A 24,229-nucleotide genomic window follows, 5' to 3' on the forward strand; every position below is an offset into this window, starting at 1 on the left:
TTTTCTTCAGAAAAAGAAGAGAAACAGAAAAGGGAACCCCGATGGAGCAGCGTCAGGCGATGTTGGAGGATCTGTCGGAGGAGGCGTTCCGGGCCTGGCGGCATCATCCGGTGACGCGGGCGGTGCGCCTGTTTCTGACGGATTATGGCGCGAGCATCGAGCAGCGGATGCTGGGCCGGTGGCGGGCGGGGACGATCACGCTGGCGCAGGAGCATGAGGCGCGGGGGCGGGCGGCGCTGGCGGCGGAGATGGCGGAGCTGCAATGGGCGGCGATGCGGGCGTTTTACGGCGAGGGGACGGAAGAGACGGAGGGGCGCGATGCGTGAGGGGCGCATTCTGAAATTCGACCAGCAGGAATTCGTGGTTTCGGACTGGGATGGGGTGAACCGGGCGGGGTATGTGCCGCTGGACGACAAGATCCTGGTGCTGGCGGATGTGCATGCCGAGACGACCAGCGGCGCGGTGCAGTTGCCGGCGGAGTATGTGGAGCGCCAGACGCTGGCGGCGGAGCATGGCACGGTGATCGCGGTGGGGCCGGCGGCGTTTCGCTGGAACGATGACGGCACGCGGCAATGGGTGGGGCGGATTCCGGCGGCGGGGGACCGGGTTTATTTCGAGCGGTACGCGGGGCAGTTGCTGAGGGGCGAGGACGGGCGGCTGTACCGGCTGATGTCGCAGCGCTGCATCGCGGCGATCGCGGCGGAAATGGCGGATGAGGGAGAGGGGGCATGATGGACGGGCAGGAGCGGGGCGAGGCGCGGCAGGTGGATGGTGCGCGCCATGAGGAGCGGGACCATGGGGCCGAGATGCCGGAGGTGGCGGCGGCGCCTGTGGCGGTGGATGCGGAGGTCGAGGACCAGGCGCGGCGCATGGGGTGGGTGCCGCGCGAGGAATTTCGCGGCGACGGGGAAAAATGGCGGCCGGCGCGGGATTTTCTCGACCGGGGGATGACTCTTCTGCCGGTGTTGCAGCAGCAATATCGGGCGCTGGACGGGCGTTATGCCACCATGCAGGCGCAGTTGCGCGACAGCCAGAAGGCGCTGGCGGACCTGACGGACCGGACGCGGCGGGCCGACGAGCGGGCGTATCAGCGCGCGGTGCGCGATATCGAGAGCCGGCGGCAGGCGGCGGTGGCCAGCGGGGACACCACGGCGTTCGCGGTGGCCGAGCGGGATTTGCAGGACCTGCGGGAGACGGCGCCGCCGGCCGTGCCGACCGCGCCCGCGGCGGCGGCCGCGCCGGTGGAGCGGGTGGAGGCGATGCCGAGCGAGATCATGGCGTTCGTGCAGGCCAATCCGTGGTTTTCGAGCCATGCGGAGGCGCGGCAGGATGCGATTGCGATCCAGTCGGCGGTGGACCGGCAGCATCCGGAACTGAGCCTGGCGGAGCGGCTGGAGATCACGCGGCGCAAGGTGCGGCAGTTGCATCCGGCATTGTTCGAGAACCGGCGGCGGGAGGCGCCGCCGCCGGTGAGCCCGTCGCGCGGCGAGGGTGCGCGCGGGGGCAATCCGCGCGGGTTCGATGCGCTGCCGGCGGAGGCGCGGCGGGAATATGACCGTTATGCCCGAGCGCTGGCGGGCAAGGGCAAGCCGCTGACGAAGGATGAATGGGCCGGCTATTACTGGGAGAACGAGGCATGAGCGACGAGACGCGGCAGCGCGCGCCACTGAACGAGGCGGGCGGGCGCAGGGGGGCGCCGGCGCGCCGGCCGTTCGGGTTGCGCGAGCAGAAGCTGGCCTATCCCGACCGCGAGGGCTATCACCGCCACTGGTTCAACGACGAGCCCGGGCGGATCGCGCGGGCGGTGGATGCGGGCTATGCCCAGGTGAAGGACGATTCCGGAAAACCCGTGAGCATGACGGTGGGTGTCGCGCGTGGTGGCGGGGCGCAGGTGGCGTATCTGATGGAGATTCCGGCCGAATGGTATCGGCAGGACATGGCGGCGCAGGAATCGGGACATCGGGACCTGATGAACCAGATCAGGGAAGGGCGGGTGCCCGGCGGCCCGACCGGAGCGGACCGGCAGGCGCAATATGTGCCACGGGATGTCGGGATTTCGATCCGAGAGGAAAGAAGGTAGGAAAAAACGGAAAGCGCTTCTGATTTTCAGGAATACAGCGCGACCATCCGGATGCTATCGAGAAACGTCCAAAAAGTCTTTTTGCTTCTTTTCCTCGGAAAAAGAAGGCGTCCCAGGCAAGACCGACCTGGCGGGGATCTTCCCGCCATTTCTTCAACCGTGCAGAGGTCTGCCCGATGAATTCCAATGCTCCATTCGGCCTGCGGCCGATGGCCTATGCCTCCGGCGCGCCGTATGCCGGTGGCGTGCAGGTTTATTATGTGCCGGCGAGCAATCCGACGCCGCTGTTTCTGGGCGATCCGCTGGTGGTGTTGCCGGGGGCCGATGCCAATGGCGTGCCGGCGGTGGGGATTGCCGCCGCCGGGGCGTCCGGCATGATCACCGGCGCCATGCAGGGGATCGCCAGCAATGCCGGCGAGCTGGTGCTGCCGCTGTTGCAGAACCAGGCGCCGTATCTGCCGGCGGGGCAGGCGGCGTATGTGTATGTGGCCGACGATCCGAATCTGGTCTTTGCGGTGCAGGAGGATTCGGTAGGGGGTGCGCTGGCGGCCGGTGCGGTGTCGGGCAATGTCAACCTGGTGGCCGGGGCGGGATCGACCGTGTCGGCGCAGTCGGGCTGGCAGATCCAGTCGAGCAGCGCCGGCACGCTGGCGACCGGGCAGATGCGGATCCTGCGGGCCTACCAGGCGATCGACAATGCGATCGGCGCCAATGCGAAATGGCTGTGCCGCGTCAATCTTCATTCCATCACCAGTACGCTCGGCGTCTGAGGAGTCTGTTCAATGGCCGTAATTACGACGGGCGCGCACCCCAAGGCCCTGTGGCCCGGCATCAAGGCGTGGTGGGGGCGCAGCTATGACGAACACCGCGTGGAATATCTGGACCTGTTCGACAGGCAGACCTCGGACAAGGCGTATGAGGAGGAGGTCGAGATCACCGGCTTCGGCCTGGCGCCGGTGAAGCCGCAGGGGCAGCAGATCTATTACGACACGGAAGCGCAGGGGGCGGTCAGCCGCTTTACCCATGTGGCCTATGCGCTGGGCTATATCGTGACCTACGAGGAACTGCGCGACAATCTGTACGAGGCGGTGTCGAAGCGCCGGGCCGCGCAGCTTGCGTTTTCGATGCGCCAGACCAAGGAAAACGTGCTGGCCGGGATCTATAACATGGCGTTCTCGGCCAGTGCGCCGGGGGGCGACGGGGCGCCGCTGATTTCGGCCGCCCATCCGACGCTGGCGGGCAGCCAGTCGAACCTGCTGGGGACGGCGGCGGACCTGTCGGAGGCGGCGATCGAGGATCTGACGGTGCAGATCATGCAGTGCCAGAACAATCGGGGGATGCGGATTTCGGCGTTGCCGCGCACGCTCAACGTGCCGTCGGCGCTGTGGTTCGAGGCCAACCGGGTGTGCAACTCGGTCTTGCAGAACGATACGGCGAACAATGCCATCAACGTGCTGCGGGCGACCAACGCGTTCCCCGAAGGGATCAAGCTGAACCATTACTTCACCAGCCAGACGGCGTGGTTCATCCGGACCAATGTGCCCAATTCGCTGACCTATTACGAGCGGGATGCGATCTCGTTCGATCAGGACAACGATTTCGACACGCGGAACGCCAAGGCGGCCTGTTACGAGCGCTATTCCGGCTACTGGGCGGACTGGCGCGGGCTGTACGGGACGCCGGGGGTTTGAAGATCTTCTTTTTCTGAAGAAAAAGAGGCAAAAAGACTTTTGCTCGTTTTGTATGGTATGCGCGGGCAAGGGGATTTTTATTTAACGAATAAAAGTTTCTGGCTCTTTTTTTCAAAAAAGAACAGAACGCTGACAATGGAGCGATCCCGATGACCAAACGCAAACCGACTCCTCCGGCGCCGCGCCGAACCCAGGTGGTGGAGGTGCATCATCATTACCATGGCGCCGCGCAGGTGCCGGCCGAGGCGAAGACGGTGCCGGTGCGCCGCAAGCCGGCGGCGACGCGCCGGGGCTGACGGCGCGCGCCGGGGGGGCATGTCATGGCCGATGTGACGAGTGTGCAGGTGATCGCGAACGGTCCGCGCAACCTGGTCGTGCGTGTGACGGATGTCAGCGACGGGACCGGGCTGGCGGCGATGAAGATCGTGGATGCGCGGGCCGGGGCTTTTTCGGTCGGCGGGGAGGTGCCGGGAGGGAACCTGAAGGTGCGGCGCATCACCTATGACGTGCATGGGATGGTGGCGCGGCTGCAATGGGAGGCGGCCGCGCCGGTGGACCTGGCGACGCTCTCGGGCTTCGGGCACCTGGATTTTCGCCGCTTCCAGGGGCTGGCGGCCCCGGGGGTGGCGGGGGTGACGGGGTCGATCCTGCTGACGACGATGGGGGCGGGGGCGGGGAGTACCGCCACGATCGTGCTCGAGATGACCAAGGGCGTGCCGCAGGCGTGACGGGAGCGGCGATGTGAGCGAGGCCTGGCGGTATCGGCCCGGAGACCATTACGTGCTGGACGATCTGTCGGGCTTCAAGATCCGGCGGTCGCGGGCGCGCGTGATCCCCGGCGGGCAGACCGGGGAGGCCCTGGTGGATGCCCGGCGGTGGGAGGCGCAGCAGCCGCAGGATTTCGTGCGCGGGGTGGCGGACGACCAGAGCGTGGATCTGGCCCGGCCGCGCCAGCAGACCTGCTTTACCGTGGTGGGAACCTGCGTGGTGGCGCCGGCCGCCGCCGGGAGCGACGTGGTGGCGGTGGCGTCGACGGCGGGTTTTGCCGTGGGCGACCAGGTGCAGATCATGCTGGACAGGGGCGAGAATGTCGTGGCCTCGGTCCTGGCGGTCGGAAGCGGAAACCTGACGATCGCGCCGGTTCTGCCCGGTTCCGTCGGGGTGCTGGGCGGGGGGATGGAGAACATGGTGCTGAAACGGGCGAGCGGCGCATGACGATGGCGGGGAGCGCGGTCTGGAACCCTGGCACCGCCGACATCATCAATGGCGCGTTGCGGCTGATCGGCGCGATCGCCAGCGGGGAGGTGCCGCCGGCCAACGAATACCAGGATGCGCTGTCGGCGCTGAACGGGCTGATCAAGGCGTGGCAGGTGTCGGGCGTGCATGTGTGGGCGCTGGGCGAGGGGACGGTGTTCCTCCAGCCCGGGCAGGCCCGCTATGGCATCGGCGGCGGCGGCGCGGACCAGGTGGCGCAGGCTTATGCCGCCACGGTCGTGTCCGCCCTGGCGGTGGCGGGGGTGGCGCAGGTGACGGTGGCGGCGGCGGCCGGCATTGCCGTGGGGAGCCGGATCGGCATTCTGCTGGATGCGGGCGGGATGTTCTGGAGTTCGGTGCTGTCGGTGGCGGGGGGGACGGTTTATCTGGCGTCCGGCCTGCCCGGGCCGGCATCGGCGGGGGCGGTGGTGATCGGGTATGGCGCGCCGTGCGCGCGGCCGCTGAAGATTGTCGGGGCGCGGGCGGTCGATCTGGCGACGGGGGTGGAGACGCCGCTGGTCCCGATGTCGCGGCTGGATTATGCGAACCTGTCGGGCAAGGTGTCGCCCGGCGGGGCGCCGACGCAGTATTTCTATGATCCGCAATTGGGATCGGGGATTTTCAGCGTCTATCCCGCGCCGTTGGATGCGCGGGCGGCGGTGGCCTTTACCTGCCAGCTTCCGTTGCAGGATGTGGGCGGCGCGGCGGACCAGGCCGATGTGCCGCAGGAATGGATTTCCGCCCTGCGCTTTGCGCTGGCGGTGGAACTGGCGCCGGAATATGACTGCCCGCCGCCGCGCTTCGAGATGCTGAAGGCGATGGCGGCGGAGAAATTCGCCGTGGTGGCGCAGTGGGATCGGGAACCGGAGGGGACGGCGACCGGCCCGTTCGGCCAGCCGGTCTATCGGATGATCGCGGGGGCGCTGCGGCTGTGCGGGGCGGTGGGGCCGCAGGAGGTGCCGCGCCTGGGGCTGGTGGAGAATGCCTTCGCGTCGCTGAACGCGATGGTGCAGGCGTGGCAGGCCTCGGGCATTCATGTGTGGGCCGAGGAGGATTGCACGCTGTTCCTGCAACCGGGGCAGGTGCGCTACCTGATCGGCGCCGGGTCGGCCGATGCGGTGGCGGTGAGCAGCCAGTGCGTGGAAACCGTGCTGGCGGCGGCGGGGGTGGCGGCGCAGGCGAGCGTCGCGGCCGTGGGGAGCATCGCCGCCGGGTGGCAGGTGGGGATCTGGCTGGATGGGGGCGGCGTGTTCTGGACCGGCGTCGCGGCGGTGGCCGGGACGGGGCTGACGCTGGCCTCCGCACTGCCGTCCGCCGCGTCGGCGGGGGCGCGGGTGGTGGCCTATCCCGGCGCCATGGTGCGGCCGCTGCGGGTGCCGGCGGCGCGGCGGCGGCAGTTCGCGGGGACGGGCGGGCAGGCGATCGAGATCCCGCTGGTGCCGATGTCGCGGCTGGATTACGCCAATGTTCCGAACAAGACCGTGCCCGGCATGGTGACGCAGTTTTTCTACGATCCGCAACTGGGGGCGGGGGTGCTGCATGTGTGGCCCGCGCCCGTGGACAGCGGCAGCGCGGTGGTGCTGACCGCGCAGCGGCCGCTGGTGCCGTTTGCCGATCTGGGCGCGGTGCCGGACTTTCCCGACGAGTGGCTGGCGGCGATGCGCTGGAACCTCGCGGTGGAATTGTGGCCCGAATATAACGGGTCGGGGAATCCGGCGCAGTACGGGCTGCTGAAGCAGGAGGCCGTCGGCAAGCTGATGGTGGCGCAGGCCTGGGACCGCGAGCCGCAATCGGTGCTGTTCGGCGCCGGGTGCGGCCCGGCCGGGCGGGCGGGGTAGGGCGATGGCGGTGCAGCAGGTGGCGTTTGCCGCGCAATCGTACCAGGCGCACGCGCTGGCGCTGGATGCGCAGCGTTGCGTCAATTTCTATGCCGAATATGCGCCGAAGGATGCGAAGACGCCGGTGCCGGTGTGGGGGTGCCCGGGCATGGTGGCGTTCGCGCAATGCGGGGCGGGGCCGGTATGGGGCATGTGCCTGATGGGCGGGGCGCTGTATGTGGTCTCGGGGCAGGCGCTGTATCGGGTGGATGCGGACGGGTCGAGCGTGGCGTTGGGCGCGACCTGGGTGACGGGGCCGGTGTCGATGGATACCAACGGCACCGACCTGGTGTGGGTGGATGGGGAATCCGGCTGGTGCTATTCGGTGGCCGGCGGTGTCCGGCGGATCGTGGACGAGAATTTCTATCCGGCGGATTCGGTCGTTTATTTCGATACCTATTTCGTTTTCAACCGCGCCGGGACGCAGGAATTCTTTCTGTCGCCGCAGGAGGCGGTGACGCCGTTCGACGGGACGATGTTCGCCGCCAAGGAGGCGACGGCCGACCCGCTGCTGGCGATCGTGAATTCGCACGAGCAGCTCTATCTGTTCGGCGCGGCGCGGACCGAGGTGTGGTACGATGCGGGGAATGCCGCGCCGTCCTTTCCGTTCCAGCGGTTCGACGGCGCGTTCATCCAGCGGGGGATCGCCGGGCCGCACGCGCAGTGCCTGGAGGACAATACGCTCTTTTTCCTGGGCGATGACGGGATGTTCTATCGCCTGGCGGGGTATCAGCCGCAGCGGGTCTCGACCCATGCGATCGAGGGGGCGTGGCAGGCCTATCCGACCCGGGGGGATGCGCGTTGTTTCAGCTATACGCTGGAGGGACATAAATTCGTCACCGTGCTGTTTCCCTCGGCGGCGGCGACCTGGGTGTATGACGTGGCGACCGGGCTGTGGCACGAGCGGGAATCGTGGACCGGGGGCGGGGCCGACAGTTCGATCGGCCGCTGGCGGGCGAACTGCGCGCTCATGGCCCATGGCCGGGTGCTGGTGGGCGATTGCCTGAGCGGTGTGGTCGGGGTGTTGAACCCGCTGGTCTATACCGAGCTGGGGGCGACCATGCGCGGGCTGCTGGCGGCGCCGCCGGTGCAGGCGTTGCGCGGGCGCGTGTTCATGCGGCGGTTCGAACTGGATGTGGAGACCGGGGTGGGCCTGCCGGCGGGGCCGGCGGCGCCCGGCATGGTCTATCAGCCCCAGGGGGTGCAGGTGACGACGCCCGGCGCGCTGGCGCGTGCCACGGCGCCGGAGGGCATGGCGGCGGGGCTGGCCAATCTGCTGGTCAGCCTGTGGGTGGACCTGCCCGATGACGGCGCGCCGCGCGGGCTGATGCTGGGCAATGGCGCGGCGACGGGCGGCCAGCCGGGCTTTTTCATCGGCGTGGCCAATGACGATACGCTGGCGGGCGCGCAGATCGTGGTGCGGGCGGCCGATGCGCGGGGGGCCGCGATCGTGACGGCATCCTACGGTTTCGCCGGCTGGGGGGCGGGGTGGGTGAACCTGATCCTGTCGCTGTCGCCGGGGGAGCGGCAGGTGCAGCTTTATGCCGGGGGGGTGGCGCTGGCGCCGGTTTCGGTCGCCTGGTCGTCGGCGGCGCCGATCGGCAATCCGGCGGGGCAGGGCTGGCGGGTCGCGCCGTGGAACGGGGCCGGCGGGGCGGGATTGCTGGCGGCGCCGCAGTTCGGCGGCCATACGGCCGGGTCGACCGCGACCTATAACGGGTGGGCGAACGCATCCTGCATGCCGGACCGGGACGGGAACATGGTCTCGCTGGGCAGCGGGGCGGTGAATGCCGTGTCGCCCGCGGGGACGGTGGCGTGGACGCTGGCGGCGGCCGGCGTGCGGGCGGATATCCTGGGCGTGGCGCCGGGGCTGGATATGGTGAATTTCGGCCTCAACGCGGTCTCGGTCCTGTTGCGGGGGCAGTATCTGGCGGTGGGGGTGGGCGACGGCGCGGTGTGGGAGGGCATCGCGCTGTACCAGGCCGGTGGCGGGGTTGCGCCGGGGTTCGCGGGATTCGTCTACAACGCCGTTGGCGGGCCGGGGCCGATCTATGGCGCCAATCAATGTTTCCTGGCCGGGGCGCAGACGATCGACGATCCGATCCTGTCCTATCAGGTCGATTATCCGGCGGTGCCGCGCGTGGTGCTGGTGTTTCCCAGTATCGCGCAGATCGTCGGCGGGGCGGCGCGGTCGGGCGGGTTTGGCGGGTTGTATCCGGCGCTGGGCAACAGCGCGGCGTGGGCGGCGTGCCAGGTGCCGGTGTTCAAATACGCCTATCCGGCGCAACTGGGGACGCATCTGCTGACCCGCCATGGCTATAACGGCAATGTCGGGTTCTTTCTGCCGGACGGGCAGGGCGGGACCAACCATTACCTGTATTTCAGCCGGGGCGACATCGCGGCCAATGCGGTGGCGGGCGGGAACGCCAACCCGGAGCTGGCCGGGGTGATCGGGCCGGCCTGCCCGGATGGGGCGATGGTGCGGATCGCCATGGGGGTGGTGAGTTACGACGCGCTGGCGGCGCGGCTGGCCGGCAATGCCCTGACGGGATGGTCGGGCACCTTGCCGATGTACACGATCGATAATGAAAACTGGACCGATTCCACAGGGGCGGCGCAGATTCCGTTCGCGGACGAATATGCGTTCATCGCCGATGGGCGGCCGGGGGGCAGCGATGTGTATGGCGGCCAGCCGGGGCTGGCGCCGATCGGGGCGAGCGGCGAGTGGCTGGTGTCGTTCCTGCTGGTCGGGCTGTCGGACAGCGCGGCCAACCGGGGCAATGCGAGCCTGTGGGACACGGTGCGGGTGTTTCGCTATGCCGCCGGGCGGGCGACGCAGATCGGGGCGCCGGTTTCGGGCGAGGCTTATGCCGCCGGCGACTGGGCGGGCTACACGGTCGGGCCGTGGAGCGATTTCAATGCCGTGGCCTATGTGAGCGGGCCGGTGGTGACGATCTGCGGCAATATGCGGCAGACGGCGGTGGGCACGTATCCCGTGCCGGCCGGGACCCAGTACCAGACGCGGTTCGGCAGCCTGGCCTTTGCTACCGCGCGGATCGCCGACCTGTTCGTGGCCGCGCCGGGGGCGTTCGTCGACCTGTCGGTGGCGGCGAACCGGGCGCTGTTCGCGGATAGTGCCGGTGGGGCGGTCTATCTGGGGTCTGACGGGTCGCGGGTGCTGGGGGTGGCGCCGCCGGTGTTTCTGACCGTGGCGGCGGGGGCGCCGGTTGCGGCCTTTGCCGATAATGGCGGGACGGGGGGCGGTTTCGCGCTGACGGGGGCGATCGTGCCCGCCGGGTCGAACCCGGCGGGCAGCGCGGTCGCGGACGCGCCCGGTGCGGCGGTGGGCGAGCCGCCCGGGGTGGAGCCGCGGATCATGCTGGACTGGTCGGATGACGGGGCGCGGACCTGGAGCGCGCTGCGGCTGTGGCGGTCGCTGGGGCGGCAGGGGGCGTATCTGACGCGGCTGCGCTGGCTGAAGCTGGGGCAGGCGCGGCAGCGGGTGCTGCGGCTTCAGGTGACCGACCCGGTGCGGCGCAGCCTGATCGGGTTCTATCTCGATACCGAAACGGGGATGGAGTGATGCCGGCGGCGCCGCGCCAGACCCTGCCGGTGGGCGACTGGCCGTTCGTGGAGAGCGCGACCGGCCGGCTGACGCTCGCGGCCTATCAGTTTCTGGCCCGGTTGCAGGCCGGGTCCAGCGGGTCGATCCGCAATGTCGCGGTGATCGCCGGGGCGCTGGGGGTGCCGGTGGGGGAGATTGCGGCCGGCGGCGCAGCCCCGGTCGTTCTGCCGGCGTCGTTTCCGCCCCCCGCGCCGGTCGCGGCGCGGGGGGAGCGGCTGCTGGCGCTGCTGGCGGCGGTGCCGCGCCCGGCGGTGGTCGGTGCGCCCATCTTGCCGGCCGGGCCGGGGCGGCCGGCGGATGTGCTGGTGCTGCATCATGGCGCGCGGGTGATGGACGGGTTCGGCGGGCCGGAAGGGCGGGTCGCGGGCTGGGTGGGCGATGTCTTCCTGCAACGCGACGGCGGGGCGGCGGGGGCGGTGTGGGCCAAGGGCGCGGGGGCCGGGACGGCCGCTGGCTGGCTGGCATTGGGGCAGGCGCTGGGACAGGTGGGCGGCGGGGGCATGCTGCCGCTGGTCAATGGGGATATCGCGCCGGTGGGCATGCTGTCCGACCCGGCGGGGCAGACTATCGGGGTGCCGATCTGATGGGCAACAGCACGCTGATTACCGATTATCTCGGCTATGGCCCGATCGCCGCGCGGCCGGCGGCGCCGAGCCTGCCGGCGGGGTGCCTGGGCCTCTATTACGCCACCGATACCGGGCAGATGCAGGTGTGGAACGGCGCGTGGCAGCCCTGGACGCCCGCCGCCGCGTCGTTCGCCGGCAGCCTGGCGGCGGCGGGCGACGGGCAGGGGACGGCGACCGCCGTGGCGTCGGATGTCAGCCTGTTCACCACCGTCGCGGCCGGGAGCGGGGCGGTGCTGGTGGCGGGGCCGGTGGGCACCGGGCGCCGGGTGCTGAACCGGGGCGTGGCGGCGCTGCTGGTCTATCCGCCCGCGGGCGGGGTGATCGACGCGCTGGCGGCGGGGGCGCCGGCGGTGATCGTGCCCGGCGGGGGCGCCACCTTCTGGCAGAACAGTGCAACGCAATGGTATTCGGAATGAACAGAGACGTGCTGATCCTGGCCGGCGCGCTGGCGCTGGCGCCGTGGCCGGCGGCGGCGCAGGTGGCGGGGCCGGTGGGCCATGGCGAGATGCCCGCCTGCCCCGACAGCGGCGGCAACCACCTGAACTACGTGCCCGCGACCGGAAGCTTTGCCTGCGGCGCCAGCGGACCGGCCTGGAGCGGGGCGATGGTCGGTGTCTCCGCGGCGGTGTCGATGGCGGCCACTGGCGGGAGTTTCACGCAGATGCAGGTGTGGAACAGGAAGATCGTCGATACCGCGTCGTTCTGGTCCGCCGCCGCGCCGGGGCAGTTCACGATTCCCGCCGGGGTGAGCCGGGTGCGGGTGTCGCTGTCGGTGGGGCAGACGGGCATCGGCAGCAACCAGTTCGTGGTGCTGCATAACGGGCTGCTGGCGACCGGGTCGTTCAGGATCTCGGTGCCGTCGGGCTACAACAATAACGGGGCGACCGGCATGTCGGGCGTCATCGCCGTGGCACCGGGCGATACGGTTGCCGTTTCCTATGCCTCCGCCTTGGCTTTTACGCTTTCGGCCGACGTCACGACCTGGTTCCAGATCGAGGCCGTGCCGTAGCGGCCTGGCGGGGCACGCGGCCTTCCGCTCTTGACCGGCTGGCCCGCGTCGGCCCACCTTCGCCGATCGAAAACAATGACGGGGTGACCGGACATGGATCTGAGCACGGTTCTCAGGCAGCGCTACGCGACCAAGGCTTACGATTCGGGGCGCCGGCTGCCCGACGCGGTCGTGGCGCAGTTGATGGCGGCGCTGCGCGACAGCCCGTCGTCGGTCAACGCGCAGCCCTGGCACTTCATCGTCGCCGACGACGAGGCCGGCAAGGCGCGGATCGCCACGGGGGCGACGGGCGCGTTTTCCTATAACACGTCGAAGATCCTCAATGCCTCGCATGTCGTGCTGCTGTGCGCGCGGACCAGCCTGCCGCCGGCGCATCTGCTGGCCGTGCTGGACCAGGAGCAGGCGGATGGCCGCTTTGCCAGCGAGGAGGCGCGCGAGGGCCAGCGCAAGACGCGCGGCGGCTATGTGACGCTGCATGAGGAGGCGGGCGACCTGCCGGCCTGGACGCAGAAGCAGGCCTATATCGCGCTGGGCTTCCTGCTGCTGTCGGCGGGCGCGCTGGGGGTGGATGCGACGCCGATGGAAGGGTTCGATGCCGGGGCGCTGGACGCGACCTTCGGCCTGGCGGACAAGGGGCTGGCGCCGGCGGTGATCGTGTCGCTGGGCTATCATGCCGAGACCGACTTCAATGCCAGGCTGCCGAAATCGCGCCTGGCGGCGGATGTGGTGTTCTCGCGCGCCTGATGCGTTTGCCATGAGCACCCTGTCCGGCGCCGATGCGCGCGATGCCGAGCTGGCCGCGCAGTACGAGGCCTATCCCTATCCCGCGCGCGATCCGCGCGACGAGGCGAAGCGGCTGCTGATCGGCAGCCCCAGCCATCTGCGGGAGATCGATTACTGGGTGTTCGGCGCCCGGCGGCCGCAGGCGGTGCCGTTGCGGGCGCTGGTCGCGGGGTGCGGCACCGGGGACGGCGCGATCATGCTGGCCACCCACATGGCGCGCGCCGGCCGGGCCGGCGAGGTGGTGTGCGTCGATCGCTCCGCCCGGGCGCTGGGCATTGCCCGCGCGCGGGCGGAGGCGCGGGGGCTGGCCAATATCCGCTTCGTCGAGGGCTCGCTGACCGCGTTGGACGCGCTGGGGCTGGGGGTGTTCGACTACGTCGATTGCTGCGGCGTGCTGCATCATCTGCCCGACCCGCCGGCGGCGCTGCGCGGGCTGGTGGGGGTGCTGGCGCCCGGCGGGGGGATGGGGCTGATGGTCTATGCCCCCTATGGGCGGACCGGGGTCTATATGGTGCAGGAGGCGCTGGAGACCCTGGCGCCGCTTGGCGAGGCGCCGGCGGAGCGGCTGGGGGTCGCCAGGCGGGTGATGGCCGCGTTGCCGGCCACCGCGTGGCTGCGCCAGAACGGCAATTTCGGCGATCATCTGACCGGCGGGGATGCCGGATTGTACGACCTGCTGCTGAATCCGCGCGACCGGGCCTATACCGTCACGGATTTTCTCGACCTGCTGGATGCGGCGGGGCTGGAGGCGTCGTGCCTGATGGAGCCGGCGCGGTATGATCCGGCGCTGTTCCTGCCCAATCCGAAGCTGCGCGCGCGGGTGGGGGAACTGAGCCGGCGCGAGCGGGCGCGGGTGGCCGAGGCGCTGACGGGCAACATGGCCACCCATGTCGCCTATGTGGTGCGCAAGGGGGCGCGGGCCGTGCCGCCCGATTGCTGCGACCCGGAGGCGGTGCCGGTGATGCGCGAGATGCCGGGGGCCGAGCTGGCGCGGCAGATCCGCCCGGACGGGGTGCTGCCCTTCGCCTTCGGCACGCTGACCGTGCCGGTGCCGGTGCCGCCGCGGATGCGCGCCATCCTGCCCCTGGTGGACGGCGTGCGCAGCGTGGGCGCGCTGATGGCTGAATCGGGGATGGACGAGGCGAGGTTCCTGGCGGTCTGGCGCGTGGGGTTTGCCGTGCTGGAAAGCCTGAACCGGTTGTTGCTGCGGGCGGTCGGATAAGGAGGCCCGCGAAACGGGACATTACGATATGTCGGCATATCAGCGCAGCTCGTCGGGGCTGGTGGCCGGGCCATGGCGGAATGGTGCGCCGCCGGTCCGCCGTCGGCTGAGCAGCGGATAGGCGAGGGTGGCGGCGAGGCAGCCGACGAACCAGGAGAGGCCGGGAAACGCGCCGGCGAGCCGGGTGAACAGGACGAGGTTCGCGCAGCCGGCGGACAGGAGCAGGGTGAGCAGGGCGGCGGGGTTGACCCCGTTGCGATACCAGTAGCGGCTTGTCGCATCGTGGATATAGAGATCGGCGACGGTGATGCGGCCGCCGCCGACGAGGAAATAATCGGCCAGCAGGATACCGTAGAGCGGGCCGATCAGGCTGGCCAGGACATCCAGCGTGAGATGCATGGCGAGCGGATTGTTGTAGAGGTTCCACGGCGTCAGCAGGATGGAAAAGAGGGCCGCGCCCGTGCCTGCCGCCCGCCAGCCGATCCTGTCGGGTGCCATGTTCGAGAAATCGAAGGACGCGGACACGAAGTTCACGACGACGTTGATGCCCGCCGTGGCGAGCATGAAGGCCAGGATGGCGAGGACGATGATCGTGGCGCTGTCGGTGCGGGCGACCGTTTCCACCGGGTCGGTGAGGCGCGCGCCCAGCGCCGGGCCGGTCAGGGCGATGGTGGAGACGGTGAGGGCGATGAAGGCGAGGAAATTGACCGGCAGGCCCCAGCGATTGCCGCGCGTGATGTCGGCGCGGGACCGGCCGTAGCGCGCGAAATCGCCGAAATTGAGGATCGGCGCGGAGAAATACGAAACGGTGAGCATCATCGTGCTGAGCAGCGGTGCCAGGGAGCCGGCGTGCGCCTGGCCGGTGAGGCGCAGGCTGGCCAGACGGCAAAAAGCCCTGATCGACCGTGGCGATGCCAGCCTCACCCCGGAGGGCATGGTCCGCTACCGGAAGAACCTGCTGGCGACGCTGGAAGGGCGGGAGGTGGAACGGGTGGGACAGGCCATGGCCGAAAAGCGGGGAAAGCTGTGGCGTCCGCTTGATCGTTTCGAAACCATCCAGGGCACGATGAAAGGCCCGGTCGATCTGGCCAGCGGGTGCTTTGCTGTAATGGAGAGCGGGCATGAATTCTCGCTGGTGCCCTGGCGGCCGGAGATCGGCAGGCAGCGCCAGAAGGAGATGGCGATACGCAGACGCTTCCCCCGGCTACGCCACATCTTTGCCGACGGTGGCTATGCTGGAGATAAACTGCGTTCCGCGCTTGCCGACATGGGACAATGGACAGTGGAAATCATCAGGCGGTCGGACACAGCGAAGGGCTTTGAACTCCTGCCGCGCCGCTGGGTGGTTGAGCGAACAGTCGCGTGGCTTGGTCGCTGCAGGCGGCTTGCCAAGGATTGGGAAAAGTCCATCGCCTCATCAACCGCATGGACACTGATCGCCTCAATCCGTATGCTTACACGACGGACCGCAAGGCATTGTCAGGATTGAGAAACTTTCGAATCAGGCTCTTATGCATACGTCCTATCATTTTGTGGGTGTTGGATCGCAATTTGAAGTGAATGTTGGTATCGGCCAGACCGTGCCCCCGGATCCGCCTTATTGCCCGAGCGAACAGGGCCTGGCAGGACCATGCCGTCCGCCTGGACGGTCACTGGAGGATTCCGCCCGCATGGCGACCGGCGACGCGGCCGGGCCGCTATTCCTATTTTACCCGCGTGGAGGAGGAGATTCTTGACGCACTTGCCCATGTCGATGCCCGCTGAGGCGTCTCCTCGGGACCCGGACCGGCGCGCCATGCTGCGCGGCGCCGGGATGCTGGGCCTGGCGCTGGGGGGCGCGGGCTGCGCGTCGCGCGCCGGGGCCGATTTCGCGCCGGTGGATCGCCTGCTGCGGGACGCCGTGGCGCGCGGCGACGTGCCGGGCGTGGTGGCGGCGGTGGGGCATGGCGGGCGGATCGTCTATCGCGGGGTCCGTGGCCATCGGGCGCTGCTGCCGGCACCCGAGCCGGAAAGCTGGACCACGCGTTTCGACATGGCGTCGCTGACCAAGCCGACGATCACCGCGCCGGCGGTGATGCAATTGTGGGAGCAGGGCGCCTTCACGCTCGACGAGCCGGTGGCGCGGCGGCTGCCGGCCTTTGCCGCCGCCGGCAAGCAGGACATCACCATCCGCCAGTTGCTGACCCATTATTCCGGCCTGGCGCCCGACCTGGACCTGGCCACGCCCTGGCAGGGCCGGGACGCGGCGGTGCGCCGGGTGATGGCGGCGCGCCCCGACCGGCCGGCCGGCGAGCGGTTCGTCTACAGCGACATCAATTTCATCACGCTGGGGCTGCTGGTGGAGACGGTGAGCGGCCTGCCGCTGGACCGGTATGCCGCGCGGCATATCCTGGCGCCGCTGGGGATGGCGCATTCCGGCTTTCGCCCCGATGCCGCGCTGGGCCCGGAGATCGCGCCGACGCAGTTCGACGACGGCAACGTGATGCTGCGCGGGGTGGTGCATGACCCGACGGCCCGGCGCATGGGCGGGGTCGCGGGCCATGCCGGGCTGTTTTCCGACGCCGACGACATGGCGGCCTATGCCCAGGCCCTGCTGGACCGCCGGGCGGGGCGGGGCAGCGCCTTTCCGCTGAAGCGCGGGACGGTGCTGCTGATGACCACGCCGCAGCAGCCGGCGGACAGGACCGACCTGCGCGGGCTGGGCTGGGACATCGCCACCCATTATTCCACGCCGCGCGGCGACCTGTTTCCCGTCGGGTCGTTCGGCCATACCGGCTTTACCGGGACCTCGCTGTGGATGGACCCGGCCAGCGACAGTTTCGTGCTGATCCTGACCAACCGGGTGCATCCCGATGGCGGCCATGGGAGGCAGATCATCCGGTTGCGCCATGACGTGGCGACCGCCGCGGCGCGGGCGTTGGGGGTGACGTAGGCCGGGCGCCTCAGGACCGGTAGAGCAGCACGTCGCGGCGGCGCCGCGCGAAGGCGGCGAGGCCCGCCTGCCAGCCCGCCGCGATCGTGGCCGGGCCGGTGCCCGCGTCGATCGCGTGGCGGATGGCGTCGGTGCCGCAGAGCAGGTCGAACATATGCCCGTCCGCGCGCCAGAACGCGCCCCGGCACAGGGGGCGGGCGGTGTGGAGCAGCGCCAGGCCGGTCGCCACCGGGTCGAAACGCCGCCGGTCGGTGACGACCAGGTCGAGGCCGTGGACCAGACGGTCGCGATCGACCTGGGCGCTGGGGGTGAACCAGGTCTCGCGGAACAGGACGCCCGGCAGGCCGGCCTGCCGCAGGGCGGCGACCCAGGGGCGGGCATCGACCTCCGGCCCGCCCAGTTGCAGGAACGGTTGGGCGGTGCCGCGCCCGACCGACAGGACCGTGCCCTCGAACAGGCAGGTGCCGGGATAGGCGAGCGCGGTGTCCAGTGTCGGCATGTTGGGGCTGGGAGCGACCCAGGGCAGGCCCGTCTGGTCGTAGAACAGGGCGCGCGACCAGCCCCGCATGGCGACCACGCGCGGCGGCGCGGCGGGGGCGGCGAGGCTGTAGCGGTGGAAGAACAGCGCCAGCTCGCCCATCGTCATCGCATGGCGCAGGGCGATCGGCGCCCGGCCGACGAAGGAGGCGAAGGCCGGTTGCAGCACCGGGCCGGAAGGGGCGACGGCGCCGATCGGGTTGGGGCGGTCGAGCACGATGACGGGGATTGCCAGCCGGGCGCAGGATTGCATGACGTCGTGCAGCGTCCAGGCATAGGTGTAGAACCGCGCGCCGATATCCTGGATGTCGAACAGCAGCAGGTCGATGCCCGACTCCCGGAGGATGCGGTCCAGCGGGGCGCCGGCCTTGTCGTAGATGTCGAAGACGGTGATGCCGGTGGCCGGGTCGGTGGTGCGCGCCTCGGACGCGCCGGCGGGGGCCGAGCCGCGAAACCCGTGTTCCGGCCCGAAGATCGCCGCCAGGCGGACCGTCGGTTCCGCGTGCAGGAGGTCGGCGATATGGCACAGGGCGCGGTCCACGCTGGTCGGGTTGGCGACCAGCCCCACCCTGTGGCCGGCCAGCAGGCGGTAGCCGTCGGCGCGCAGGCGGTCGAACCCCGTCGCGACCCGTGCCGGGACTGGCGGGGCGCAGGGGGCGTCGGCGCGTGCGCGGGTGGCGGCCAGGGTGGATGCCAGGGTGGATGCCAGGCCTGCGAGGACCGTCCGGCGGGGGGGCGTCACGTGACGGCCCTGCGAAACCGCCGGCAGCCGGAGGCCAGGAGGCCGAAGCCGGAGAACAGGACCACGCCCAGCGGCACGATCCAGGTGAAGGCGAGGGCGTGGCCGCCGGGGCGGACCCAGAGTTCGACCAGCCCCATCGCCGCCAGCGTCGCGCCATAGGCCGCCAGCACGGCCCGGCCGTCCGCGCGGGGCGCAAACAGGCCGAACAGGAAGGCGCCCAGCATCGGGCCATAGGCATAGGCGCCGACCGACAGGCCGAACACGACCAGCGAGGTCGCGCCCTGGCCGAAGGATTGCGCCACCGCGATGAGCAGCGCCGCCCAGGCGCAGGTCAGCCACCGGGCCAGCGACAGGTCGCCCAGGCCGGTGGCGCGGGCCACGCGCCGGCACTGTGCCGGGAAATCGGTCATGGCCGCGCTGGTCAGGGCGTTGAGCGTCGAGGACAGCGAGCCCATGGTGGCGCTGAGGATGCCGGCGACCAGCAGGCCGGACAGGCCGGCCGGGGCGCCGTGGACGATGTAGTAGGGGAAGATGTCGTCGCCGCGCAGGGACGGGTAGGGCGACGGGCCGGCCGCGCCGGCCGCCGGCGCGGCCGACAGCAGGATGCCCAGCAGGGAGAGCGCGGCGAACAGCAGCCCGACCACCAGCGCGCTGGCGACCAGCGCCAGCCTGGCGTCGCGCAGGCTGCGGGCGGCGAGCAGGCGCTGCACCATCAGGTGGTCGGTGCCGTGCGAGGCCATGGCCAGGACGGCGCCGCCGGCCAGCGCCGAGGCCGGGGCGAACGGGTCGGCCAGCAGGGCCGTGCCGTGGTCGAACAGGTGGAAGCGCCCGGCGCGCGCCAGGTCGGCGACCGTGCCGGGGGGCAGGCCGTGCCAGAGGATCGCGGCGCAGAGGATCGCCCCCAGCAGGTAGGTGCAGAACTGGATGACGTCGGACCAGATCACGGCCTTGAGCCCGCCGAACACCGTGTAGAGCAACGTCAGCGCCATCAGGGCGCCCATGATGGCCAGCGGGCCGTGCGGCAGGTGGAACGCCGCCAGCAGCATGGCCAGCGGCAGCGTGCCGGCCAGCAGGCGCACGGCCTCGCCGATCACCCGCGTCACCAGGAAGGTGAGGGAGACCGCGCGCTGCACCGTCGCGCCGAAACGCTGGCCCAGGAACTGGTACGGGGTGTGCATGTGGCCCGCGACGTAGCGCGGCAGCAGCAGCCACGCGACCAGGCAGCGCCCGAGCAGGTAGCCCGCCGCCAGCCCGACGAAGACCATGCCGTGACGGAAGGCGACGCCGGGCACGCTGACGACGGTGAGGGTGGAGGTCTCGGTCGCCACCAGCGACAGGCAGATGCCCCACCATGGCAGGTCGTGCCCGCCGCCCAGATAGGAGCGGGCGGTCTTCTGCCGGCCGGCCATCCACAATGTCAGCAGCGGCAGGGAAGCGAGATAGAGGCCCATCACCAGAAGATCGCGCGTTGACATGTCGTTTCTGGCGTCCGTTCGCTTGGGTCGTGGCACGATTAATACCAAAACAGAACCATAGGGAGATTGGTTTTGCAATGGTATTGTCGCGGCGGTATGCGGTATAGAGTGGCAAACCCAACCGCCCCCTCCCCAGGATGACCATGACCATGACCCAGACCGACGCGCCAGTTGCCCCCCTCGCCGGGACCGAGCAGCGGGACCCGCGCTATGCCGATATCGATCTCTGGCCGGTACGCTCGGTCCTGGACGCGCTGGCTGAGGCGCAGATGGCGGCGGCGGCGGCGGTGCGCGTCGCCGTGCCGGAGATCGAGGCGGTGGTGGTGGCCGCGCTGCCGCGCCTGCGGCGGGGCGGGCGGCTGTTCTATGTCGGGGCCGGGACGTCGGGGCGGATCGGGTTGCAGGACGGGGTCGAGCTGGGGCCGACCTTCGGCTGGCCGGCGGAGCGGCTGGTGCTGCTGCTGGCCGGAGGGCCGCAGGCGATCTTCCAGGCCGCCGAGGGGGCCGAGGACCGGGAGGAGACCGGCCGGGCGGAGGTGCTGGCCCACGCGCCGGACGACCGCGACGTGCTGTTCGGCATCGCCGCCAGCGGGGGCACGCCCTATACCTGCGCCGCCGTGGCCGCCGCGCGGGCCTGTGGCGCGCTGACGGTGGGGATCAGTTGCAACGCGGCGGGGCGGCTGCTGCGCGAGGCGGAATACGGCATTACCATCGCGACGGGGCCGGAGGTGATCGCGGGTTCCACGCGGCTGAAGGCCGGGACGGCGCAGAAAGCGACGCTCAACCTGCTGTCCACCGCGCTGATGATCCGGCTGGGCCATGCCTATCGCGGGCGGATGGTCGACATGCGGGTGATGAACGACAAGCTGGACCGCCGGGCCGCGCGGATGGTGGCCGATCTGGCCGGCGGGTCGGACGACGAGATCCGCGCCGCGCTGGCGGCGGCCGGCGGCAATGTGAAGCGCGCCGTGCTGGTGCGCGCGGGCCTGTCGCCCAGCGAGGCCGAGCAGGCGCTGGCGCGCCATGACGGCGACCTGCGGCGGATTCTGCCGTTGGCCGGCCCGACCGCCACGGCGGGCTGAGCGCGCGCGATGGGCCATGCCTGTGACGGGCTGTTCCGCGAACTGGCGCCGGACGCGGGCAGTCGCCAGCCGCTCTATCTGCAACTGGAGGCCGGGTTGAGCCGGCTGATCGAAAGCGGGGCGTTGCGCCGGGGAGACGCGGTGCCGCCCGAGCGGCTGCTGGCGGACATGACGGGCGTATCGCGCGTGACCGTGCGCAAGGCGCTGGAGCGGCTGGTCGAGACCGGACGGCTGACTCAGCGGCCGGGGGCCGGGACGTTCGTCGCGGGGCGGATCGAGCAGCCGCTGTCGGTGCTGCTGGGGTTTTCCGAGGAGATGCGCGCGCGCGGGCGGCTGCCGGGGTCGGTCTGGCTGGAGCGTGGCGGCGGGCCGGCCGGGCCGGACGAGGCCATGGCGCTGGGCGTGGCGCCGGGTACCGCGCTGTCGCGGCTGAAGCGCATCCGCACCGCCGATGGCGAGCCGATGGCGATCGAGACCGCCATCGTCGCGCGGGAGGACCTGCCGGCGCCGGAGGCGGTGGCGGACTCGTTCTATGCCGCGCTGAAGGCGCGGGGCCTGGCGCCCGTCCGTGCCTTGCAGCGGATCCGCGCCGGGCTGGCCGGCGCGCGGGAGGCCGAATTGCTGGGCCTGGCGCGGCCCAGTCCGATCCTGCGGATCGAACGGCGGTCGTTCCTGGCGGACGGGCGGCTGCTGGAAGTCACGTTTTCGGCCTATCGGGCCGATCTGTACGATTTCGTCGTCGAACTCGGCACCGATGGGGCCGGGGACTGAACGGCGCCAGCGCGAAGGACGCATGATGCGACATGTCACGATCGAACAGGGGCGGATGGAGATCATCCTGGCGCCCGACGCCGCTTCGGCGTGCTGCGAGGCCGCCGCCCGGATCGCCGCCCATGTGCGCGCCACCCCGGAGCCGGTGCTGGGGCTGGCCACCGGCCGCACCATGGAGGCGATCTATCGCGCGCTGGTCGGGCTGCATCGCGATGAGGGCCTGTCCTTCGCGCGGTGCCGGACCTTTAACCTGGATGAATATCATCCCATCGCGCCGGACGATCCGCGATCGTACCATGCCTATATGCGCGCGGCGCTTTTTCGCCATGTCGATATCGCGCCGGAGCGCACGCGCCTGCCCGACGGGGCGGCGGCGGACCCGGCGGGGGAATGCCGTGCGTACGAGGAGGCGATCCGCGCCGCCGGGGGGATCGGGTTGCAGCTTCTGGGCATCGGGCTGACGGGGCATATCGGCTTCAACGAGCCGCCGTCGGATTTCGCCAGCCGGACCCGGCTGGTCGAGCTGGACGAGACGACGCGCCGGCAGAATGCGGACCTGTTCGATAATCGCTGGCAGAACGTGCCGCGCCAGGCCCTGACCATGGGGGTGGGTACGATCATGGAGGCGCGGCGGCTGCTGCTGGTGGCGACCGGAGCGGCGAAGGCGCGGATCGTGCGCGACGCGCTGGAAGGGCCGGTGACGCCGATGGTCAGTGCCTCCGCCCTGCGGCTGCACCCGGCCTGCACCGTGGTGCTGGACCCCGAGGCGGCGGAGCTGCTGGACCTGGCCTGACCGGCGCGCGCGGGGGGGGGGCATTGCGTTTTCCCTTGTGTGGAAAACCATCCGTGCGATAGAACGGCGCATCGGGCACAGGCATCGCCCACCATCCGAGCCCCCCTTGCGGGGGTGTCGCGCGAAGGTCGATGCCATGTCCGTCCAGCCCGTTGCCCTGATCCCCGCGCAGGCCGTTCCGGCCGCGACGGCCGCGCTTTATACCGCGCCCGCGGGGGTGGTCGCGCGCATCGACAGCCTGGGCGTGTGCAATGTCGGCACCGTGCCGGTTGCGGTCACGCTTTACCTGGTGCCGTCGGGCGGTGTTGCGGGGCCGGCCAACGCTACGACCTTCGGCCAGACGATCCTGCCGGGCCAGACCTGGAACAGTCCCAATGAAATCGGCCGGGTTCTGCAACCCGGCGATGCCGTCGCCGCGCAGGCGGGGGCGGCGGGCGCGCTGACGATTTCGGCGGGCGGGCTGCTGGTGACGCTGTCGTGACGCTGTATGCCGTCGAGCCATGGAGCGCCGTGGTGGAGGAGATGCGCGCGCTGTGGCAGGCGCATTTCCGCGAGGTGGCCAGCGACCAGGAGCGCGCGCCGCTGGACCCCGACCTGGACGCCTATGCGCGGCTGGAGGCGGCCGGGGCGCTGCATGTGCTGACGATGCGCGAGGGCCGGGTGCTGGCGGGGTACCTGGTGGCGCTGGTCTGGCCGCATCTGCATCATCGCAGCGTCAGCCACGCGTTTTTCGACCTGTATTACGTGCGGCCGGCGCATCGGCGCTGGACGGCGGGGATCAGGCTGTTTCGCGAGGCCGAGCGCACGCTGGCCGCGCGCGGGGTGCGGCGGATGATCACCGGCACCAAGCTGCATGTCGGGCCCGCCGGGCGGTCGCTGGATGTCGGGCCGATCTTCCGCCGGCTGGGATGGGTGGAAATGGAACGCCAGTACGGGAAGTGGATCGGCGCATGGTGACGGCGATCGGTGGCGGGCTGTCGGCGCTGGGGTCGATCGCGGGCGGGATCGCCGGATCGGACGCGGCGTCGCGGGCGGCGCGGGAACAGGCGCAGGCCTATGGCCAGGCGCAGCAGTTCCAGCAGAATGTCTATGACCAGACGGCGCGGAACCTGTCGCCCTATGTGGGCACCGGGACCAATGCGCTCTACAGCCTGGCCAGCCTGCTGGGGCTGGGCGGGGAGGCGGGGCAGGGATCGGGGGCGGCGGCGGCCTATCAGGCCTTTGCCGGCACGCCCTATTACCAGTTTCCGTTGCAGCAGGGCGAGCAGTCGCTGGACCAGGCGGCGGCGTCGCGCGGGCTGGCGCTGTCGGGCGGGCAGTTGAACGCGTTGCAGCATTACGCCCAGAACTATGCCGGGCAGCAATTCGGCAGCTACATGGGCGCGCTGTCCGGCCTGGCGAACATGGGCAGTTCGGCGGCGGCCGCGCTGGGCAGCCAGGGCAACGCGTCCGCCGGCACGCTGCTGAATGCGTTGGGCGGGCAGGGCAATGCGCTGGCGCGCGGGACCGTGGCGTCGAACGCCGCGCTGATGTCCGGCGCGGGCAATGCGCTGGCCCTGCTGGCGGGGTCGCCGAACGCGCCGGGCGTGCTGGGCAATCTGTATGGCGCCGGGAATGGCGGGGGGTATGATTTCTCCGGCGCCGGTACGTCGGTGTGGTGAAAAGACAAGATGGAATAATGGAATTGCCGGAGCGGCCCTGGCGGGCTATGATCGGGCCGCGACAGGGCA

26 protein-coding genes and 2 pseudogenes are annotated in these 24,229 nt (G+C 70.5%); 25 read left to right on the forward strand and 3 right to left on the reverse strand.

Annotated elements, in window-relative coordinates; all coding sequences use genetic code 11:
* The first annotated feature begins 41 nt into the window (after positions 1-41).
* The 16 genes from HLH48_RS03530 to HLH48_RS03605 all read left to right on the forward strand — a co-directional run bounded on the left by HLH48_RS03530 (position 42) and on the right by HLH48_RS03605 (position 14,167).
* Positions 42-326 (forward strand): hypothetical protein, encoded by a 285-nt coding sequence (locus tag HLH48_RS03530; protein WP_182996275.1) that lies wholly within the window; start codon positions 42-44, stop codon positions 324-326.
* Complete coding sequence (locus tag HLH48_RS03535; protein ID WP_182996129.1) at positions 319-732, forward strand: co-chaperone GroES; 414 nt, start codon at positions 319-321, stop codon at positions 730-732. The genes HLH48_RS03530 and HLH48_RS03535 overlap by 8 nt, the downstream gene beginning before the upstream one ends.
* The gene (locus HLH48_RS03540) at positions 729-1,640 is read left to right on the forward strand and encodes a hypothetical protein (protein ID WP_246386793.1); all 912 of its coding nucleotides are present in this window, start codon (positions 729-731) and stop codon (positions 1,638-1,640) included. Before HLH48_RS03535 ends, HLH48_RS03540 begins: the two co-directional genes overlap by 4 nt.
* Positions 1,637-2,080: a hypothetical protein gene (locus HLH48_RS03545; protein WP_182996130.1), complete on the forward strand. Its 444-nt coding sequence runs from the start codon at positions 1,637-1,639 to the stop codon at positions 2,078-2,080. Before HLH48_RS03540 ends, HLH48_RS03545 begins: the two co-directional genes overlap by 4 nt.
* 176 nt (positions 2,081-2,256) lie before the next feature.
* Complete coding sequence (locus HLH48_RS03550) at positions 2,257-2,850, forward strand: hypothetical protein (RefSeq protein ID WP_182996131.1); 594 nt, start codon at positions 2,257-2,259, stop codon at positions 2,848-2,850.
* Between the two features lie 12 nt (positions 2,851-2,862).
* Positions 2,863-3,771, forward strand: coding sequence for a phage major capsid protein (locus HLH48_RS03555; RefSeq protein ID WP_182996132.1), 909 nt, complete (start codon positions 2,863-2,865; stop codon positions 3,769-3,771).
* Between the two features lie 149 nt (positions 3,772-3,920).
* Entirely contained in the window at positions 3,921-4,067 is a 147-nt protein-coding gene (locus HLH48_RS03560) for a hypothetical protein (RefSeq protein WP_182996133.1), read from the forward strand.
* 24 nt (positions 4,068-4,091) lie between these two features.
* Positions 4,092-4,499, forward strand: a complete 408-nt coding sequence (locus HLH48_RS03565) for a hypothetical protein (protein ID WP_182996134.1) — start codon at positions 4,092-4,094, stop codon at positions 4,497-4,499.
* Positions 4,500-4,512: 13 nt separating this feature from the next.
* Entirely contained in the window at positions 4,513-4,986 is a 474-nt protein-coding gene (locus tag HLH48_RS03570; protein ID WP_182996135.1) for a hypothetical protein, read from the forward strand.
* Positions 4,983-6,863, forward strand: a complete 1,881-nt coding sequence (locus HLH48_RS03575) for a phage adaptor protein (RefSeq protein ID WP_182996136.1) — start codon at positions 4,983-4,985, stop codon at positions 6,861-6,863. Before HLH48_RS03570 ends, HLH48_RS03575 begins: the two co-directional genes overlap by 4 nt.
* Before the next feature lie 4 nt (positions 6,864-6,867).
* Positions 6,868-10,485, forward strand: a complete 3,618-nt coding sequence (locus HLH48_RS03580) for a packaged DNA stabilization protein (protein ID WP_182996137.1) — start codon at positions 6,868-6,870, stop codon at positions 10,483-10,485.
* Entirely contained in the window at positions 10,485-11,111 is a 627-nt protein-coding gene (locus HLH48_RS03585) for a hypothetical protein (RefSeq protein ID WP_182996138.1), read from the forward strand. The genes HLH48_RS03580 and HLH48_RS03585 overlap by 1 nt, the downstream gene beginning before the upstream one ends.
* A complete protein-coding gene (locus HLH48_RS03590) occupies positions 11,111-11,569 on the forward strand; it encodes a hypothetical protein (RefSeq protein WP_182996139.1) in 459 nt (152 codons plus the stop codon). Before HLH48_RS03585 ends, HLH48_RS03590 begins: the two co-directional genes overlap by 1 nt.
* Positions 11,566-12,162, forward strand: coding sequence for a hypothetical protein (locus HLH48_RS03595; RefSeq protein ID WP_182996140.1), 597 nt, complete (start codon positions 11,566-11,568; stop codon positions 12,160-12,162). Before HLH48_RS03590 ends, HLH48_RS03595 begins: the two co-directional genes overlap by 4 nt.
* Positions 12,163-12,255: 93 nt before the next feature.
* Positions 12,256-12,906, forward strand: coding sequence for an oxygen-insensitive NAD(P)H nitroreductase (nfsB, locus tag HLH48_RS03600; protein WP_182996141.1), 651 nt, complete (start codon positions 12,256-12,258; stop codon positions 12,904-12,906).
* A 10-nt stretch (positions 12,907-12,916) separates the two neighbouring features.
* A complete protein-coding gene (locus HLH48_RS03605; RefSeq protein WP_182996142.1) occupies positions 12,917-14,167 on the forward strand; it encodes a class I SAM-dependent methyltransferase in 1,251 nt (416 codons plus the stop codon).
* A gap of 39 nt (positions 14,168-14,206) precedes the next feature.
* On the opposite strand, the gene HLH48_RS03610 is transcribed toward HLH48_RS03605, so the two are convergent.
* Positions 14,207-14,986, reverse strand: coding sequence for a cytosine permease (locus HLH48_RS03610; RefSeq protein ID WP_246386795.1), 780 nt, complete (start codon positions 14,984-14,986; stop codon positions 14,207-14,209).
* A 43-nt stretch (positions 14,987-15,029) separates the two neighbouring features.
* On the opposite strand from HLH48_RS03610, the pseudogene HLH48_RS03615 reads away from it, so the two are divergent.
* The 3 genes and pseudogenes from HLH48_RS03615 to HLH48_RS03625 all read left to right on the forward strand — a co-directional run.
* A pseudogene (locus tag HLH48_RS03615) lies at positions 15,030-15,338 on the forward strand (DUF3363 domain-containing protein); the annotation flags it as partial.
* A 9-nt stretch (positions 15,339-15,347) separates the two neighbouring features.
* Positions 15,348-15,656 (forward strand): annotated as a pseudogene (locus HLH48_RS03620) (transposase); the annotation flags it as partial.
* 258 nt (positions 15,657-15,914) lie between these two features.
* Positions 15,915-17,099, forward strand: coding sequence for a serine hydrolase domain-containing protein (locus tag HLH48_RS03625; protein WP_408871444.1), 1,185 nt, complete (start codon positions 15,915-15,917; stop codon positions 17,097-17,099).
* Between the two features lie 10 nt (positions 17,100-17,109).
* Here HLH48_RS03625 and HLH48_RS03630 read toward each other — a convergent pair whose 3' ends face one another.
* Positions 17,110-18,378, reverse strand: a complete 1,269-nt coding sequence (locus HLH48_RS03630) for an exo-beta-N-acetylmuramidase NamZ family protein (RefSeq protein WP_182996144.1) — start codon at positions 18,376-18,378, stop codon at positions 17,110-17,112.
* A complete protein-coding gene (locus tag HLH48_RS03635; RefSeq protein WP_182996145.1) occupies positions 18,375-19,853 on the reverse strand; it encodes a sodium:solute symporter in 1,479 nt (492 codons plus the stop codon). Before HLH48_RS03635 ends, HLH48_RS03630 begins: the two co-directional genes overlap by 4 nt.
* 149 nt (positions 19,854-20,002) lie before the next feature.
* Between HLH48_RS03635 and HLH48_RS03640 the strand changes: the two genes are divergently transcribed.
* The 6 genes from HLH48_RS03640 to HLH48_RS03665 all read left to right on the forward strand — a co-directional run bounded on the left by HLH48_RS03640 (position 20,003) and on the right by HLH48_RS03665 (position 24,160).
* On the forward strand, positions 20,003-20,935 hold the full coding sequence (locus tag HLH48_RS03640) for an N-acetylmuramic acid 6-phosphate etherase (RefSeq protein ID WP_246386798.1): 933 nt from the start codon (positions 20,003-20,005) through the stop codon (positions 20,933-20,935).
* Between the two features lie 9 nt (positions 20,936-20,944).
* Positions 20,945-21,706, forward strand: coding sequence for a GntR family transcriptional regulator (locus HLH48_RS23505; RefSeq protein WP_182996147.1), 762 nt, complete (start codon positions 20,945-20,947; stop codon positions 21,704-21,706).
* A gap of 22 nt (positions 21,707-21,728) precedes the next feature.
* A complete protein-coding gene (nagB, locus tag HLH48_RS03650) occupies positions 21,729-22,499 on the forward strand; it encodes a glucosamine-6-phosphate deaminase (protein ID WP_246386801.1) in 771 nt (256 codons plus the stop codon).
* 136 nt (positions 22,500-22,635) lie between these two features.
* On the forward strand, positions 22,636-22,980 hold the full coding sequence (locus tag HLH48_RS03655; RefSeq protein WP_182996148.1) for a hypothetical protein: 345 nt from the start codon (positions 22,636-22,638) through the stop codon (positions 22,978-22,980).
* Positions 22,977-23,456, forward strand: coding sequence for a GNAT family N-acetyltransferase (locus HLH48_RS03660; RefSeq protein ID WP_182996149.1), 480 nt, complete (start codon positions 22,977-22,979; stop codon positions 23,454-23,456). The genes HLH48_RS03655 and HLH48_RS03660 overlap by 4 nt, the downstream gene beginning before the upstream one ends.
* Positions 23,450-24,160 carry a hypothetical protein gene (locus HLH48_RS03665; RefSeq protein ID WP_182996150.1) on the forward strand — a complete coding sequence of 237 codons (711 nt, stop codon included), beginning with the start codon at positions 23,450-23,452 and terminating at the stop codon, positions 24,158-24,160. Before HLH48_RS03660 ends, HLH48_RS03665 begins: the two co-directional genes overlap by 7 nt.
* Positions 24,161-24,229 lie beyond the last annotated feature (69 nt).

Origin of the sequence: Gluconacetobacter sacchari, assembly GCF_014174255.1 — a bacterium.
Classification (GTDB): domain Bacteria; phylum Pseudomonadota; class Alphaproteobacteria; order Acetobacterales; family Acetobacteraceae; genus Gluconacetobacter; species Gluconacetobacter sacchari.